General features: G+C 47.8%; 21 protein-coding genes. 8 read left to right on the top strand and 13 right to left on the bottom strand.

The window, feature by feature from the left end:
• Positions 1–19: 19 nt before the first annotated feature.
• From mgtE to FW758_RS12840, 11 genes are all read right to left on the bottom strand, one after another.
• Positions 20–1,384 (bottom strand): magnesium transporter, encoded by a 1,365-nt coding sequence (gene mgtE, locus FW758_RS12790; protein ID WP_006086076.1) that lies wholly within the window; start codon positions 1,382–1,384, stop codon positions 20–22.
• Between the two features lie 340 nt (positions 1,385–1,724).
• Complete coding sequence (locus FW758_RS12795) at positions 1,725–2,000, bottom strand: HPr family phosphocarrier protein (protein ID WP_006083073.1); 276 nt, start codon at positions 1,998–2,000, stop codon at positions 1,725–1,727.
• Positions 1,987–2,841: an RNase adapter RapZ gene (rapZ, locus tag FW758_RS12800; protein WP_006083072.1), complete on the bottom strand. Its 855-nt coding sequence runs from the start codon at positions 2,839–2,841 to the stop codon at positions 1,987–1,989. The genes FW758_RS12795 and rapZ overlap by 14 nt, the downstream gene beginning before the upstream one ends.
• Positions 2,838–3,281 (bottom strand): PTS IIA-like nitrogen regulatory protein PtsN, encoded by a 444-nt coding sequence (gene ptsN / locus FW758_RS12805; protein WP_006083071.1) that lies wholly within the window; start codon positions 3,279–3,281, stop codon positions 2,838–2,840. The genes rapZ and ptsN overlap by 4 nt, the downstream gene beginning before the upstream one ends.
• Before the next feature lie 2 nt (positions 3,282–3,283).
• Positions 3,284–3,571 (bottom strand): ribosome hibernation promoting factor, encoded by a 288-nt coding sequence (gene hpf / locus FW758_RS12810; protein WP_006083070.1) that lies wholly within the window; start codon positions 3,569–3,571, stop codon positions 3,284–3,286.
• Positions 3,572–3,599: 28 nt separating this feature from the next.
• A complete protein-coding gene (locus tag FW758_RS12815) occupies positions 3,600–5,078 on the bottom strand; it encodes an RNA polymerase factor sigma-54 (protein WP_006083069.1) in 1,479 nt (492 codons plus the stop codon).
• A 107-nt stretch (positions 5,079–5,185) separates the two neighbouring features.
• Positions 5,186–5,917 carry an LPS export ABC transporter ATP-binding protein gene (lptB, locus tag FW758_RS12820; protein WP_006086073.1) on the bottom strand — a complete coding sequence of 244 codons (732 nt, stop codon included), beginning with the start codon at positions 5,915–5,917 and terminating at the stop codon, positions 5,186–5,188.
• Entirely contained in the window at positions 5,914–6,468 is a 555-nt protein-coding gene (gene lptA, locus FW758_RS12825) for a lipopolysaccharide transport periplasmic protein LptA (RefSeq protein ID WP_006086072.1), read from the bottom strand. The genes lptB and lptA overlap by 4 nt, the downstream gene beginning before the upstream one ends.
• Positions 6,455–7,015, bottom strand: coding sequence for an LPS export ABC transporter periplasmic protein LptC (gene lptC, locus FW758_RS12830; protein ID WP_446445585.1), 561 nt, complete (start codon positions 7,013–7,015; stop codon positions 6,455–6,457). The genes lptA and lptC overlap by 14 nt, the downstream gene beginning before the upstream one ends.
• Complete coding sequence (gene kdsC / locus FW758_RS12835; RefSeq protein ID WP_006083065.1) at positions 7,012–7,563, bottom strand: 3-deoxy-manno-octulosonate-8-phosphatase KdsC; 552 nt, start codon at positions 7,561–7,563, stop codon at positions 7,012–7,014. The genes lptC and kdsC overlap by 4 nt, the downstream gene beginning before the upstream one ends.
• The gene (locus FW758_RS12840) at positions 7,563–8,540 is read right to left on the bottom strand and encodes a KpsF/GutQ family sugar-phosphate isomerase (protein ID WP_006086070.1); all 978 of its coding nucleotides are present in this window, start codon (positions 8,538–8,540) and stop codon (positions 7,563–7,565) included. The genes kdsC and FW758_RS12840 overlap by 1 nt, the downstream gene beginning before the upstream one ends.
• A gap of 279 nt (positions 8,541–8,819) precedes the next feature.
• Here FW758_RS12840 and FW758_RS12845 point away from each other — a divergent pair, with 279 nt between their 5' ends.
• From FW758_RS12845 to murA, 8 genes are all read left to right on the top strand, one after another.
• On the top strand, positions 8,820–8,978 hold the full coding sequence (locus tag FW758_RS12845) for a hypothetical protein (RefSeq protein WP_157600313.1): 159 nt from the start codon (positions 8,820–8,822) through the stop codon (positions 8,976–8,978).
• A 206-nt stretch (positions 8,979–9,184) separates the two neighbouring features.
• Positions 9,185–10,003: a phospholipid ABC transporter ATP-binding protein MlaF gene (gene mlaF / locus FW758_RS12850; RefSeq protein WP_063882287.1), complete on the top strand. Its 819-nt coding sequence runs from the start codon at positions 9,185–9,187 to the stop codon at positions 10,001–10,003.
• Positions 10,000–10,785 (top strand): lipid asymmetry maintenance ABC transporter permease subunit MlaE, encoded by a 786-nt coding sequence (gene mlaE, locus FW758_RS12855; protein WP_011847819.1) that lies wholly within the window; start codon positions 10,000–10,002, stop codon positions 10,783–10,785. The genes mlaF and mlaE overlap by 4 nt, the downstream gene beginning before the upstream one ends.
• A 56-nt stretch (positions 10,786–10,841) precedes the next feature.
• A complete protein-coding gene (gene mlaD / locus FW758_RS12860; RefSeq protein ID WP_006083061.1) occupies positions 10,842–11,315 on the top strand; it encodes an outer membrane lipid asymmetry maintenance protein MlaD in 474 nt (157 codons plus the stop codon).
• An 11-nt stretch (positions 11,316–11,326) separates the two neighbouring features.
• The gene (locus FW758_RS12865) at positions 11,327–11,989 is read left to right on the top strand and encodes an MlaC/ttg2D family ABC transporter substrate-binding protein (protein WP_446445586.1); all 663 of its coding nucleotides are present in this window, start codon (positions 11,327–11,329) and stop codon (positions 11,987–11,989) included.
• Complete coding sequence (locus tag FW758_RS12870; protein ID WP_006086066.1) at positions 11,986–12,270, top strand: STAS domain-containing protein; 285 nt, start codon at positions 11,986–11,988, stop codon at positions 12,268–12,270. The genes FW758_RS12865 and FW758_RS12870 overlap by 4 nt, the downstream gene beginning before the upstream one ends.
• A gap of 19 nt (positions 12,271–12,289) precedes the next feature.
• Positions 12,290–12,547 (top strand): BolA family protein, encoded by a 258-nt coding sequence (locus tag FW758_RS12875; RefSeq protein WP_446445587.1) that lies wholly within the window; start codon positions 12,290–12,292, stop codon positions 12,545–12,547.
• Between the two features lie 9 nt (positions 12,548–12,556).
• A complete protein-coding gene (gene murA, locus FW758_RS12880) occupies positions 12,557–13,816 on the top strand; it encodes a UDP-N-acetylglucosamine 1-carboxyvinyltransferase (protein WP_006083057.1) in 1,260 nt (419 codons plus the stop codon).
• Between the two features lie 122 nt (positions 13,817–13,938).
• On the opposite strand, the gene degS is transcribed toward murA, so the two are convergent.
• Both degS and degQ read right to left on the bottom strand, forming a co-directional pair.
• Complete coding sequence (gene degS / locus FW758_RS12885; RefSeq protein ID WP_006083056.1) at positions 13,939–15,021, bottom strand: outer membrane-stress sensor serine endopeptidase DegS; 1,083 nt, start codon at positions 15,019–15,021, stop codon at positions 13,939–13,941.
• A gap of 115 nt (positions 15,022–15,136) precedes the next feature.
• Positions 15,137–16,489 carry a Do family serine endopeptidase DegQ gene (degQ, locus tag FW758_RS12890; RefSeq protein WP_311891232.1) on the bottom strand — a complete coding sequence of 451 codons (1,353 nt, stop codon included), beginning with the start codon at positions 16,487–16,489 and terminating at the stop codon, positions 15,137–15,139.
• Positions 16,490–16,819: the final 330 nt, after the last annotated feature.

The following is a 16,819-nucleotide window of genomic DNA, read 5'->3' on the forward strand; positions in this document are numbered from 1 at the left end:
ACTGTTAAACATTAGTGCGTTAGTGCATCAGATAGAGCGTCGCTAATCCGAGGAAGGCGAATAGGCCAACCACGTCAGTGACTGTGGTGAGCACCATGCCGCCAGCGAGGGCGGGATCGATTTTAAGGCGTTTTAAAATCAATGGAATACTCGCACCTGCAAGCCCAGCAACTGTCATGTTGATCAGCATGGCGCTGCCAATTAATCCTGCGAGTGCCATATCATCCTTCCACAGCAACACGGCAATAAAGACTAAAATCGACCACATTAAGCCATTGAGAAAGCCAATCGATAATTCTTTACCAATAAGCCAACGGGCGTTGCTTTGGCCTATGTGGCCTAAGGCAATACCGCGGATCACGAGCGCTAAGGTTTGATTACCGGCCACACCGCCCATGCTAGGGACAATTGTCATCAAGATGGCTATTGTGGCAAATTGCTCGATAGTGCCTTCAAACATATTACTAACTGAGGAGGCGAGCAGTGCCGCGAACAAGTTAATCGTGAGCCAGAGTGAGCGACGTAGGGTACTTTTTAGCACTGGGCCGAACGTGTCCTCGTCATCGTCCATCCCCGCCATCCCCATCATGGAATGTTCGGCATCTTCGCGGATAACATCGACCACGTCATCGATTGTTATTCGTCCTAGCAGCTTGCCATCGCCGTCAACGACGGGGGCGGATACCCAGTCATTGCGTTCGAATTTCTGCGCCACTTCACTGTCGGACATGCTCACAGGAATACTTTGGATATCGGGGTCCATGATGTTGCGAATTGTGGTGCTTGGCGCGCAAGTCAGCAGATCTGCCAGCCTGACACCGCCGAGCACTTTGTCCTGTTTATCGACCACATATAAGGTATCTGTGGTGTCTGGCAGGTTGCCCCTTTGACGAAGATAGCGCAGCACTACATCGATATTTACATCGGGTCTTAGAGTAACGGTATCTGTGTTCATCAAGCTGCCGGCGGTTTCATCGGGATAGGATAAGGCCTGTTCTACCCGCTGGCGGTTTTGTTCTGTCATCGACTGCAGCACTTGCTTGTAAACGGCATCGGGAAGACTTCGCAGAATATAGGCCAGATCATCGGTGTCCATGCTCGCCGTCGCTTTCGCAACCCGCTCAGGACTCATGCTGCGGATCAGCGGATCTTTGAGTTCCTCGCTTAACTCGTCGAGTATGTCGCCTATTTGTTCTTGATCGATAAGCTGCCACAGCACTTGTCTGGCGCTGGGTGGTGAGGATTCTAAGATCAGCGCGATATCTGAGGCGGCCATTTTTTGCAGCATGTTACGCACGTGCACAAACATGCCACTGCTAAGCGCTTGGTTTAACTGGTCGAGACTATGTCCGGTGTGATCGTTTTCTGAATTATCTACGGGCATTTGTCCTCCATAGTTGTCCGCCACTGTGCGGCAAATTGGTTCGAGAGTGCGCTGCTTGGCGCAGGGCTGAGACTTAGCGGTGACTTCGCGATAACTATGCTTCAGTCACAGATAGAGCGCTCTGGCGTAGGTCATGCGTTTTACGCATAGATTAAGGCGGCTAAGACTAAGGTGAGTCAGCGGTAATGCTCGCTAGCGTAATCGCCTATGGTTCGTGCCGTCGAGCGACAAATGTGTCGCCAAGCTTTTGAAACGAGATGTGAACTGCACAAATAAGCAGTGCTAAGTGTGAGGTGTACTAATCTGAGTGCCTGTGCGGAACACTGAGTATGAAATCAAACTAACAGGCTTCGTCAAACTTAGCGTCGATTAAGGCACAAATGGCATCCAGAGCGGGCTCAGCATCTGGGCCTTCGGCGATAAGTTTAATGGTTTTACCCATGCCAGTCTCAAGCATCAATAAGCCAAGCACGCTGGCGGCCGATGCCTGTTTATCGCCTTGTATTAAGGTGATGGTCGCATCAAACTCGGATGCCAGTACCACCAACTTAGTGGCGGCACGGGCATGTAATCCCAGTTTGTTACAGATGGTGATCTGACGTTCAAGCTTTGGCATTATTCAGCTCTCGATGGCGGGCATAAACTTTATGTTTACCGTTACTAAAGCGTTTAGCCAATTGCTCTGCGACGTAAACCGATCTGTGTTGCCCACCCGTGCAGCCAATCGCCACAGTTAAATAACTGCGATTGTTGCGCTCGAGATGCGGCAGCCAAGTTTCCAGCAAATTTTCGATTTGCCAGATGAACTTATTGACCAGTGGTTGACGATTTAAGAACTCAGCCACGGGTTCATCTAAGCCAGTCAATGGCCGCAGCGCCAACTCCCAGTGGGGATTGGGCAGAAAGCGTACATCGAACATAAAGTCGGCTTCGGTAGGCATTCCGTGCTTAAAGCCAAAGGACTCGAAGTTGATCACGAGTTCTTTATCGACACTGCCGAGCAGAATTTGTCTGACTTGGTCGCTTAAATCATAGATATTCAGGTTCGACGTATCTATGTAATGATCGACCAGTTTTGACATAGGCTCGAGCAGCTTCCCTTCCAGTTTTATCGCTTCTTGCAAAGAGACTTGGCTCTTCGACAAAGGGTGCAAACGACGGGTCTCGCTGTAACGCTTAAGCAGAATTTTATCGCTGGAATTGAGGAAGAAGCTGGTTAACTCAGTATCAGGAGGCAGGCTCGCGAGTTGCTTCACTAAGACCTTGTCCTGCTCAGGCATGTTACGCACGTCGACACTGATGGCGACGAGATCGTTACTGCCTTTGAGTTGCTCAAGCAAAGTGCCGATTAAGGGCAAGGGAAGGTTATCGACACAATAATAGCCGAGATCTTCGAGTACCCTTAGGGCGACAGATTTGCCTGAGCCTGAGCGGCCCGACACTATGACCAGTTTCATCCAGTGATTACCTGATAGAGTTCCGTTTCATCATGCGTCTTGCGTAATTGCTTTAATATTTGCTTGTCGCTCAGCTTTTCGGCCATACAAGACAAGGTACTTAAGTGCTGCTGACATTGGTCTGCAGGCACCAGTAGTGCAAATAAAATATCAACAGGTTGCTTATCGATAGCATCGAATGCTATCGGCTCTTCACACTTAATGAGTATGGCAATGGGCTGATCTATATCGGCTAGTCGACCATGTGGAATGGCGATGCCGTTACCTATACCTGTGCTCCCCATCTTTTCGCGCGCCACTAGGCTTTCGAATATCTCTTGAGATGAGAGGGTCGGGTACTGGGCAGCGACTAAGTCGCTGATGAGTTCCAGTACCTTTTTCTTGCTGCCCGGAGTGGCGCAGGTAGTGCACTCCGGCCGCAGTATGGTACAAAGTTCCATTATTAGTGTTTTGTTAACTTCTCTTTGTGTTTAATAACCTGACGATCAAGCTTGTCAATCAGGGCGTCTATAGCGGCATACATGTCAGCATGCTCTGAAGTAGCAAAAACTTCACCACCGATAAGATTTATTCTCGCTTCGGCAATCTGTTGCATTTTCTCGACATTGAGCACAACGTGCACATTATTGATCTGTTCGAAATGGCGTTCAAGTTTTGAAAACTTTTCTTCTACATATGCGCGTAACGATTCGGTAATTTCGACATGGTGTCCACTCAGGTTTATTTGCATAGAAACGTCCTCCGATATCCACTGTAGGTTATAAACTTTTACGCTGATTAGAAGGCGGAATGAGCATAGCCTCTCGGTACTTCGCAATGGTTCTGCGGGCTACGTTGATCCCTTGTTCTGCCAGAAGCTGTGCCATCTTACTGTCGCTTAATGGTTTTTTCTGGTTTTCCGCTGCAACCAGTTTCTTAATGAAGGCTCTGATTGCTGTGGATGAGCACTCCCCACCATCGTCAGTACCGACGTGGCTAGAGAAGAAGTATTTTAGTTCAAAAAGTCCCTTAGGGGTATGCATGTATTTCTGTGTCGTCACCCGTGAGATGGTCGACTCATGCATTTCTACCGCTTCGGCAATATCGTTAAGCACCATAGGTTTCATGGCTTCTTCACCGTATTCAAAGAAACCTTGCTGATATTGGACGATACAGTTCGCCACCTTCAACAGGGTATCATTACGGCTCTCTAAACTCTTGATAAACCATTTAGCCTCTTGCAGATGACCACGAATAAATTGGCTATCGGCTTGGCTTTTAGTGCTGCGCGCCATCGAGGCATAATGTTGGTTTACATTGATTTTTGGCATGCAGTCAGGATTCAGCTCAACCACCCAGCGGCCATTTTTCTTCGACACTGACACATCTGGGATGACGTATTCGTCATCGTTGGGCGTAATCAATAAACCTGGGCGGGGATTGAGGGTTTGGATAAGCGCGATGCCGTCTCTTAATTCATCCTCTTTTAATTTAGTCTTACGCATCAACAATCTAAAATCGCGGGCGGCGATCAGATCTAAATGATCTTTGATCAGCATGCGGGCGTTTTCTAGGTTGGGCGTGTCAGCGGCGAAATGCGACAGTTGGATCAACAGGCACTCGCTTAAATCGCGGGCGGCAACACCAATGGGATCAAAGTGTTGAATGCGCTTGAGTACAGCTTCGACTTCGTCGAGCTCAACCTCAGAATTGCCCATGGCTTCGAGGATTTCGTCAGTGCTTTGGGTGAGATAGCCTTGATCGTCGATGGCATCAATAATGGCGGTGGCAATGGCTAAATCGGTTTCAGAAAACGGTGTGAGGTTTTTTTGCCATTCTAAGTGTTCATACAAGCCTTCACTGGTCTCACCTTGGAAGGGCATATCGTCTTCACGACTGCCGCCGGGGCCAGAATTAGGAGAGGCGGTGAACACTTCATCCCATGTGGTGTCCATGGGGAGTTCGTCGGGCATGGACTCTTTCGTGAGCGACTCTGCCGTGTCTATGGTGGAGCTGTCTTTTTCTGGCGGCAGGGTGCTAGATTCACTGAAATCCGTATCGGATAGCGTTTGGTTTACAGGGTCTTTAGTGGCGTCGAATTGATCCTCTTCCAGCTCGAGAAGGGGATTAGAATCTAAGGCTTGCTGGATCTCTTGCTGCAGTTCTAATGACGACAGTTGCAACAGACGTATGGCCTGTTGTAATTGTGGCGTCATGGTTAACTGTTGACCCAGTTTGAGCTGGAGTGACGCTTTCATGTTACCGCTGATCCCTACGTTATTATTGTTGGATGAGGCCGCTTGTTATCATCTTGAGTGGAGTCCAATGGTGGCATAAATTGCCTACATTGGCTCCGCTTGATTAACTATAGCCTGAATTGTTCACCTAAGTACACAGCCCTAACTTGCTGATTGTCTAAGATCTCTGCGGGTGTTCCTTCGGCAATCAAGTTTCCGTGACTCACGATATAGGCATGTTCACACACATCTAATGTCTCACGGACATTGTGGTCTGTGATCAACACGCCAAGGCCACGACTTTTGAGCTGTTCGATAATCTTTTTAATGTCGATAACCGAAATCGGATCGACACCAGCAAAGGGTTCATCGAGCAAAATGAACTTAGGATTTGCTGCTAACGCCCGCGCAATTTCGACACGGCGACGTTCACCGCCCGACAATGACATGCCTTGGCTGTCACGGATGTGGGTGATGTGGAACTCTTCAAGCAGATGCTCTAGCTCTTCTTCCCTTTGCTCTTTTTTTAGTTCTTTACGCGTTTGAAGCACGGCCATGATGTTGTCATGGACGGTCAGTTTACGGAAGATACTGGCTTCCTGTGGCAAGTAACCTATGCCTTTGCGGGCGCGCAGGTGCATAGGATCTGCGGTTAAATCATCATCGTCGATAAAGATGTGGCCTTTATCGCTCTTAACCAGACCAACGACCATATAAAAGGTGGTGGTTTTACCCGCGCCGTTCGGGCCGAGTAGGCCAACGACTTGACCGGTTTTTACCGTCAGACTGACGTCTTTAACCACTTGGCGACTCTTGTAACTCTTCGCCAGATTTTGTGCTCTTAGGGTGATTTGGGTCATTTAGAGTCCTGCTTTTTCACAGGTTTATCTGCTGGCGCGTCTGGTTTGGCATCATCTTGATAGCTTTCTGGCTGAATGATAGTGATCACGCGATCGTCACCACTGCCGGTGCTCTCAGCAATCAATTTTTGCTGGATGATGTTGTAGCGGATCAAATTACCCGTCACTTGGCTGCCCGCTTGATCTAACGAGGCTTTGCCTTTAAGTGTCAGGGTGCGGCTCGCCATATCGTAACGAATTTCTTTCGCGCTCGCCGAGGCTGGACGGCCATCGTCTAATACTTGGCTGTACGTCGCAGGGTTGCCAGTGGCCACTAAAATTTTGCTATTTTCACCTTCGGCAGAAAATGCACGCAGTTGATCTGCATGGATTTTAATCGAACCTTGGGTGACTTCAACCGGACCAAAGAAGATGATCTGGTTGTTCTTGATATCTGCCGTTTGGCTCACAGCCTTGATTTTGACTTCCTGTTTCAGGTCGTCGACTTTAGCAAAGGCGCTCATGCTCATTATTAGCATTAGGCTGGCAAGTAATACGTTATTTTGCTTCATATGTTCCTACTACCTGACTGGTCAATTGCACTTCTTGCGCGTTGAGGTCTGCATAAAGGCCTTGGCCTTGAATATTAAAATCTTTCCCTGTGACGTAAATGGTGCGGTCAGAGGTCATTATCATCGTATTGAGATCGAGTTCCAGATAACTGGTGGACAAGGTCTGGATCGGTTCTTCTGGGCTAATGGCATCAATAATAACATTGTTTTCTAATGCAACCTTGCCCGTTTCCTTGTTTAGCTTGCCCTGATCTGCTCTGAGTTGCCATTGTGCTTTACCTTGGTCTGGATAAACAAGATAAACAGGTTGAGTAAAGTAAGTTTGATTCGTTGAATCATAATGTTCCATGTGTTTCGCCGTCACACGGCTATTGACTAGCCCTTGTTCGTTGAACTCAACACTGCGCAGATCTTCAACGATGAAATCTGGGGTATTTTGATCTTTTACTCTGTTATCGGTATCACCGCTATGTTTGTTCTGCACTTGCCAATAAAGCACTAATGCCGTTCCAAAAAAAGCGATAATCGCGAGTGTCACACGACTCATATACTCATTCCATGGGCCGAAGTGAATTTATTTTGACTGAGTAGCAATAGATCTGTGAGTTCACGCAAGGCACCGTGGCCGCCATTGAGCGTAGTCACAAAGTGGGCGTGCTGACGAACATAGGGATGACCATCGGCTACGCTGACTGCTAAGCCGACGACATTCATCACTGGCAGATCGACAATATCATCACCGATATAAGCCACTTCTTCTGGGGTAACGCCATAGAGTGCGAGCAATGCTTCATAGGGCTCGAACTTATTGTCTACGCCTTGATAAATATGGGTTACGCCGAGCGCCGTCATACGGTTTTCAACGATTTTGGATTGACGTCCAGTGATCACCGCTAGATTAAAACCGCTGGTGAGTATCGAGCGCACGCCATAGCCGTCGCGGGTGTGGAAGGCTTTTAGCTCTTCGCCGCTATTGCTTAAGTAAATACGACCGTCGGAAAACACCCCGTCGACGTCACAGATCAACAGTTTAATCTTTTGCGCGCGTTGCCACACATCATCACTGATTGGGCCGTAAAATCCTTGCTGTGGCATTAAATGACTCCTGCTTTAACCATGTCTAGCATGTTAAGAGCGCCGATTGGATGGCGGTCTTTATCGATAACAATTAATCCGTTGATGTTTTTTGAGTCCATCACTTGCAGAGCTTGGGCGGCCAACACACCGTCTGTGATGGTCACGCAGTTACGGGTCATCACATCGGCGATGGGCGTAGTACGTAGATTCACTTCGGCATCGATAACGCGGCGTAAATCACCATCGGTGAAGATACCAACCAGCTTGCGCTGATCATCGATAATCGCCGTCATGCCTAAGCCTTTTTTGGAGATTTCGTACAGGGCTTCTGTGATGCAAATATCGTGGTTAACGAGCGGTAAGTCATCACCGCTATGCATGACATCGCAGACTTTTAACAATAACTTGCGTCCTAAAGCACCGCCAGGATGAGACATAGCAAAGTCATCACGGGTAAAGCCTTTCGCTTGTAGCAGCGCAATGGCAATCGCATCGCCCATCACTAAGGTCGCTGTGGTGCTCGACGTTGGCGCGAGTCCAAGTGGGCAAGCCTCTTCTGGGACTTCAATACATAAATGTACTTTAGATAAGCGCGCCATATTCGATTCGGGTTTGCCTGTTACCGCGATAACGGGCACGCCCATACGTTGGATGACGGGCATTAAGGTGAGGATTTCGCTCGACTCACCGGAATTTGAAATCGCTAAAATCACATCGTTATCGGCTAATACACCGAGATCGCCGTGGCTGGCTTCACCCGGATGCACAAAAAATGCGGGCGTTCCTGTGCTGGCGAGGGTGGCAGAAATCTTATTGCCGATATGGCCCGACTTGCCCATTCCCATGACAATCACTTTGCCTGTGCAGTTGAGGATCAACTCGCAAGCTTCTGCAAATTCAGCCGAATCAACATATTGATAAAGATTGTCTAGGGCTGACTTTTCAATGTCGATAACTTTACAGCCCCATTGGCGCAGTTGTGATTTGTCTACCATGTCTATCTCTCTTTTTGCATTGTCTTTGTCGCCCCATTGATGGGATTGGAATAGCACAATTTGGTACGCGATAAAGATGATATGTAATAGGCTTTCTGCCAAGTTTTAGTTTGTTTTCAGACGATTTAGCTTATGTCTTGTTGTGGTGAATTCTCTAAAGCAACAAAACAATTGCGGCAGGCTAGAGCGATTGTTCCGACTCGTCAAGTTCAGCTGCGGCAGCTATTCATGCACAATAACCTGTTTAGCGGTCGAAGGTCTTGAGCAATATCATCGTCTTTGTCGTTTATTTCAATGGATTTATCCCGTATCGCGGCGGGTATTACCGCACGGGATGCCTCTATTTCACACTCGTATATCGACTCATCGCACCTAAAAGTGGACGAAGAGCGAGCTAAGTGCGAACGAATTAGCCAATATCGCCAATTCTGCAACTAGGTTGAAAACATTAAGTAACATTTTACCTGTGCAGAGTGAAAACTTAGGGCGCATTTTCGCTGTAAATGAGGCAAATTGAAAGTATCGCAGGGCGATAGTGTCGATTCGGTTGTAGGTTAAAGCGCAATTACGTACAATTTGCGGCTCTTCGATTGGTCAGTCTAGGAAGACTAGGATCACCTCTTTTGCAAATGTCGGAATCAAGCATGACTCAAGAACAAACGCCGTTGGTTGAGATCCGTAATTTGGGGTTTAGCCGCGGTCAGCGTGTGATATATGAAGATATTAGCCTGTCCATTCCAAGGGGCAAGGTGACGGCGATCATGGGGCCGAGCGGCATAGGCAAAACGACCCTGTTAAAGTTGATCGGCGGCCAATTAACGCCTGACCACGGACAAGTGTTATTCGACGGTCACGATATCCATGGCGTGAGTCGCAATGAATTATTTAGTCTACGTAAGCGGATGAGCATGTTGTTTCAAAGCGGTGCGCTGTTTACCGACATCAATGTGTTCGATAACGTGGCGTTTGCGCTGCGCGAACATTCTGGTCTGCCAGAAGACATTATTCGCACTATCGTGCTGATGAAGCTCGAAGCCGTAGGTTTACGTGGTGCCGCCCAGATGATGCCAAGTGAGTTATCCGGTGGTATGCAACGCCGCGCGGCATTGGCTAGAGCCATCGCGCTTGAGCCTGAAATGGTGATGTACGATGAACCTTTTGCCGGCCAAGATCCTATCTCTATGGGCGTGTTAGTGAAGCTTATTCGTGAGTTATCCGATGCGCTGAATCTGACTTCTATTGTGGTGTCCCACGATGTAGATGAAGTCCTCGGTATTGCCGATTATGTCTATGTGGTGGCCGATAAAAAAGTCATCGCCCATGGCACGCCAGAAGAATTGAAGTACGCCGACAATCCGCAGCTGAAACAGTTTATTCAAGGCGCACCGGATGGCCCTGTACCGTTCCATTATCCGGCGAATGATTACCAACAAGAATTAATGGCAAAAGGAGTTGGCAAGTGAAGTTAATAGACAGTATTGCCAACTTAGGCCGCAGCGCGATTGAGTTAGTGCTCGGTTTTGGCCGCGCAGGGCTCATGTTGTGGGGGGCGATTTTTCGTTGGCCACGCGTGCGCAAAGGCTTTCCATTGTTAGTGCGCCAGATTTATGTAGTCGGCGTGCAATCTATGGTGATTATTTTAGTATCAGGGCTCTTTATCGGCATGGTGTTGGCGCTGCAAGGCTACAACATCTTAGTTGGCTTCGGCACCGAAGAAAGCTTAGGCCCTATGGTGGCGCTCAGTTTACTGCGTGAGTTAGGGCCCGTGGTTACCGCACTTTTGTTTGCGGGACGTGCGGGTTCAGCCTTAACCGCTGAAATTGGTTTAATGAAAAGTACTGAGCAGCTCTCGAGTTTAGAGATGATGGCTATCGACCCATTAAGGCAGATTATTGCACCACGCTTTTGGGCTGGGGTGATCAGTATGCCATTACTGGCGTTAATGTTTACCGCTGTGGGTATTTACGGTGGTCACATAGTAGGCGTGGAATGGAAGGGTATCGACAGCGGGGCGTTTTGGTCGATTCTGCAGGCGTCGGTCGAATGGCGTCAGGACATAGTTAACTGCTTGATCAAGAGTGGTGTGTTTGCCGTAGTGGTGACTTGGATTGCGTTGTATCGCGGTTATCAAGTGATCCCAAATCCGGAAGGCATCAGCCGTGCAACGACTCAGACAGTGGTTCAGTCGAGCCTCGCTGTATTGGCATTAGATTTTTTACTGACAGCCCTGATGTTTGGCCGCTAACGGAACACTGCGGATTTCGACACAGGTAAGATGGATTAACAGAGTGGTAGCTAAACATGTTGACACGAAAAATTGAATTATTAGTGGGTGTGTTTCTTTTAACGGGATTGGCCGCTTTTTTGGTCTTGGTCTTTAACGTCGCCAATATTGAAGTTAAAAGCAGCGATAGCACTTATACCATAAAAGCCAATTTCACCAATATTGGTGGCTTGAAGGTACGTTCGCCCGTTAAGGTCGGCGGTGTTGTGGTTGGCCGCGTCAGTGGCATTGATTTAGATCCCGTTAAGTTAGTGGCTGTGGTCACTTTAGTGATGGATAAGCGTTACGATAAATTCCCTGAAACCAGTAGTTTAGCAATTTTGACTTCGGGTTTATTGGGCGAGCAATTCTTGGGGTTAACACCGGGTTTTGTCGACGATGATGTCAGTATGCTCAAAGATGGCGACAAGATTGATGACACGCGCTCGGCATTAGTGTTGGAGGAACTGATTGGTCAGTTCTTATATAGTATGGGTTCGAAGGATAAATAGGGGTTACCGCTATGTTTAAAAACTTATCTCGTTTTTTACTGCTGTTAGTGATGGTTTTAGGGACAACGAGCGCTGTTGCCGCCGATGTGGTGGTCGACACTAATGATCCGTATGCCATGGTGAAAGCCGTTGCCAATAAAACCTTTGATCGTTTTCATAAAGATAAAGCGTTAATCGATGCTGACTCAGATCATTTAAAGGTGATCGTTCGTGAAGAACTAATGCCTTATGTCGATTATAAATACGCATCTTACAAAGTCTTAGGCCAATATCTTAAGGATTCAACCGAAGATCAGCGTAATCGTTTCGTCGATGCCTTTGAAGGTTATTTAGTGTCGACTTATGCCCAAGCTTTTACTGAATACACCAATCAAAAAGTGGAATTTTCACCTGGGGTTGATTTCAGCAAAGAGAAAATGGTGGATGTGAACGTGCAGATCATCGAAGCCGGTCGTCCGCCAATCAAACTGCTGTTTAAGGCACGCCGTTTGAAAGATGACTCATGGAAGGCATTCGACTTAGTTGCCGAAGGTGTGAGCTTACTGTCTTCTAAGCAGTCTGAAATCTCGAATCTGATTCGCCAGCAGGGTATCGATCCTGTGATTAAGATGCTCGAAGATCGTACCAAAGAAAAAGTGACCATCAAGGCTAAATCAGGGAAGTCGCAGTCGTGATTGAATTTGTGCAACAAGGCACAGTTTGTCATCTCAAAGGGCGCATAACCCAAGCCGATGTCATTACACTTTGGCCACAGCGGCAACAACTGCTGGGCGAGTCTACTCAGATATTGTCTTTATCTGGGCTTGAATACAGTGATAGCGCTGGCATGGCATTTTTGCTGGCGTTAGTGCGTGAACATGGCAGCCAACTTGAATTGAGTTCTGCCTCACCACAACTTAAAAAACTCATCGATTTATATGATTTACATGCCTTCTTTACCGAAGAAGCGCATTGAGAATAGGGTAATAGATTTCATGGAATGCAGCTTAATCGAACAGATTTTACGTGATGCGTTAGGGCTTGAAGAAGTTCACGCTAGCTCGGATGGTAGCCATTATAAAGTGATCGCCGTAGGCGAATGCTTCGATGGTATGAGCCGAGTCAAACAGCAACAAGCCATTTATGCACCGTTGACAGTACACATTGCCAGCGGTGAATTACATGCATTAACGATCAAAACTTTCACGCCGACTCAATGGAAACGCGAAAAAGTTTTCAACATGCCTAGCTAGTGAGGAAAAGTGGATAAACTAACAATTCAGGCAAGCCCCCCGCTTGCCGGTGATGTGATCATTTCAGGTGCTAAAAATGCGGCTCTGCCTATTCTGATGGCAGGCGTATTGGCCGAAACCGATTTTGTGGTTTCTAACGTGCCGAATCTTCGCGATGTGACGACTAGCTGTAAATTATTACGCTGCCTCGGTGCTGAAGTGACTGAGCTTGGCGACGGACAGATCCGCATTTCAACCACTAATCTGAATGAGTTTTGCGCTCCCTACGATCTCGTGAAAACCATGCGCGCGTCTATCTTAATTTTAGGGCCGTTATTGGCGCGTTATGGTACCGCAGACGTGTCATTGCCAGGCGGCTGTGCCATTGGCGCAAGACCGGTTAACTTACACTTACATGGCCTCGAAATGATGGGTGCCAAGATTGAAGTGAAAGAAGGCTATATTAAAGCCCGTGTTGATGGTCGTCTTAAGGGCGCACACATTTTCATGGACATGGTGAGTGTCGGCGCCACCGAAAACTTGCTGATGGCTGCGGCGTTAGCCGATGGCGAAACCGTGATTGAAAACGCGGCGCGCGAACCTGAAGTGATCGATTTGGCCAATTGCTTGATTGCCATGGGCGCAAAAATCACCGGCGTAGGCAGTGCAACCTTGCGTATTCAAGGGGTTGAGCGTTTACAGGGCTGTAATTACCGCGTGATGCCAGATCGTATCGAAACCGGTTCCTTCCTGGTTGCTGCTGCGGTAACTCGTGGACGTATTCGTTGCCTAAAAGCCGATCCTGCATCACTTGAGTCAGTTATCGCTAAGCTTGAAGATGCGGGCGCTAAGATTACGACGGGCGAAGATTGGATTGAGCTCGATATGCAAGGTAAGCGTCCAAAGGCGGTCAATATCAAGACGGCACCTTATCCTGGTTTTCCAACGGATATGCAGGCTCAGTTTTGTGTGCTCAACGCTTTAGCGCAAGGTACGGCAACCATTACCGAGACCATCTTCGAAAACCGCTTTATGCACGTGCCAGAGCTTATTCGTATGGGCGCAACCATGGAGCTTGAAGGTAATACCTGCATTATCCAAGGGATTGAATCCTTAAGTGGTGCGCAGGTGATGGCGACGGATTTACGTGCGTCAGCGAGTCTAGTGATTGCGGGCTTAGTGGCCGATGGCAAGACGATTGTCGATCGTATCTATCACTTAGACCGTGGTTATGAGCACATTGAGAATAAATTCCAAGGTTTAGGCGCGCAGGTTGTGCGTACTCAGTAACGAGTTATTGAGCTATTGAGTTAGGCCTGGGAGATTAAAATCTCGACCCATTAAAAAACCAGCTTAAAAGCTGGTTTTTTGTTGTCTGCGTTTTAGTGTGCTACGCAATGAGGGGCGCCACTCTAGTTATCGACCACAACCTTTTCATCGATAATCACAGGTAACTCCTGTTGTTTCCCTTGGCGTATCACAGTCATCATCACTTTCTTACCCGGTGTGGTTTCCGCGATGCGGTCCATCAGCATTTCAACGCCTGGCACATCTTCACCATCGTATTTAATAATCACATCCCTTGGCATTAAGAGGGCTCGCGCCGCTGGGCCATTAGGATCGACACCCGTAACAAGCACACCTTTTAGGTCGGGTAGATTAAGGATCTGCGCCACCACAGGGTTAATTGGCTCGCCAGAAATCCCTAAAGCACCACGGATCACGCGGCCATTCTTAATCAACTTACCCATAATGCTGTGGGCCAATTTAATCGGGATAGCGAAGTTAATCCCATGGCCACCGCCTTCTTCACCCACTTGGAATGCTGCGGTATTAATACCGATAAGGCTGCCGTTAGTGTCAATGAGTGCGCCGCCCGAGTTACCGGCATTAATCGCCGCATCGGTTTGCAAAAAGTCTAAGTAACCAGAACTTAAGCCGTTACGACCTGTGGCACTGATGATGCCTTGGGTAATGGTTTGGCCTAAATTGTAGGGATTACCAATGGCGAGCACGACATCACCAACTTGAGGCGGACTGTCGAGGTTAACGGGGACAATCGGTAAATTATCGCCTTCAATCTTGAGCACCGATAAATCGGTTTCTGGATCGAAGCCAACCACTTCAGAGGTAAATTTGCGTCCATCTTGCAGGGCGACAACAATTTCGTCGGCCTTTTTAATGACATGATAATTCGTAAGAATATAGCCTTCTTTGCTCATTATCACCCCAGAACCTAGCCCCTGTAGCGAACCCGAGTTAAGTGGGCGATTTTGATCTATGCTGAGGCTATAAATGTTAACAACGGCAGGGGCTGCGCGGCGGACCGCCTTGGCAAAGGAGAGCTCGACTGTGTTGTTGGCTCGGGTTTGTAGCAGGCTATTACCGAGGGACTGGTTATCGAAATAACGGGTTACCAATAAAAACATGGCCGCCATGATAAGACCGAAAAGGGTGGCTTTACCGAGATATAGTAGTGTGTCTTTTATCGTCATGGCAGGATGGATCTTGAAAAAGGTGAGTTAGATTAACATGTTTAATCTATGTAAGCATAGGGAACCTAAGCTCCCTATGCTTATCTGTGGCAGAAAATATGGCCTATTTAGCCGATTAACGTAGGACTAAATACAACATGCTCTTATCACGCATAATCTTCAGTGCAACTGCACCTTCTTGATCTTTTAGCTGTGCTTTAAGAGTCTTAAGATCTTTAATTGCAGTACGGTTAATACCGACAATTACATCTCCTTTTTGCAAGCCACTCATAGCCGCAGGCGAACCTTGGGCGACATCGGTAATTTCAATGCCCTTAGATGAGTTTTCTAAGGATGCTCCTTGCAACATAGGGTGTACGGCGCCTGCAGCAGATTCACTGGTTTGGCTCGCTTCGCCTAAGGTCACTTTAACGGTTTTCTTATCACCGTCACGGATGAGTCCTAACTCAACCTTAGCACCCGCGCCCATAGTGGCGACTTTGGCACGCAGTTCTTGGAAGGACTTAATGCCACGGCCATCGACGCTGATAATGATATCACCCGCTTTAATGCCGGCTTTCTCGGCGGCACTGTCTTTGGCTACTTCATTCACGAAGCCGCCGTGTTGGGTGTCTAAACCAAAGCCTTGGGCGAGTTGGCTATCAAGATCGCGTCCCGAAATCCCCAGTACTCCGCGGCGTACTTCACCGTGTTCGGCAATTTGCGCGACCAGGTTTTTCACCATATTGGCAGGGATCGCAAAGCCGATACCGACGTTACCACCGCCCGGCGCTACGATTGCGGTGTTAATCCCAATCAATTCCCCGTTTAAGTTAACGAGTGCACCACCCGAGTTACCACTATTGATAGCAGCATCGGTTTGAATAAAGTTTTCCAGCATTTCTATGCCTAAACCGCTACGGCCTAAAGCACTGACAATACCTGAAGTCACGGTTTGTCCTAAACCGAAGGGGTTACCAATGGCAACGGCAAAGTCACCAACACGCAAGTCGTCAGAGTCTGATGACTTGATTGCGATAAGATTTTTTGCCTCAATTTGCAGCAATGCAATATCCGATTCTGAGTCAGTACCAATGAGTTTGGCCTTTACTTCACGACCGTCATGTAGACCAACTTGAATATCATCAGCACCGTCAATCACGTGGTTGTTAGTGACTATGTAGCCTTTTTCAGCATCAATAATAACGCCTGAGCCTAAGCCCCTAAAAGGACGTTCCTGCACTTGCTCCTGTGGCGCATTGGGGCCAAAGAAGTAACGGAAAACATCAGGTACTCTTTGTTTTGAAACATGAGTCCCCGTAACGGCTACGGACACAACAGCAGGTGTCGTACGCTCAAGCATGGGCGCAAGACTTGGAATGGATTGTCCCTCAACCGTCTGTGGAATGGCAGCCTGTGAGACGACAGGCATCATAGTCAGGGTCGCGGCTAACATTGCGGCTGAAAGTACAGATAATTTTGTTTTCATCTATTCATAACTCCAAATAAGGGTTGAACGATCTGGATGTAATGCATCAGCTATTGTGCGAGTGCCAGATCAAATCTGTATCGGTACCGGCTATTTGCCTAGGTAACCATTCGGACACGCACCTAATTGAAAAAGTTCATCATATTAACAAATGTTAATTTTTTTGAGCCTATTTTATCGGCTGTTTCATACTCGTTGCTGAGTGGGAAACTGTGGGCAAGATACTCATTTTTCAAGCCCTGATATCAGCAAGTTTTGCCGATTAAAATGACCTACAGCATAGAGGTTTATTCGCCGTTTGTATGCTGTTTAGCGTTGAGGCAAAAGTCG

The organism is Shewanella sp. 1180_01 (assembly GCF_052850535.1).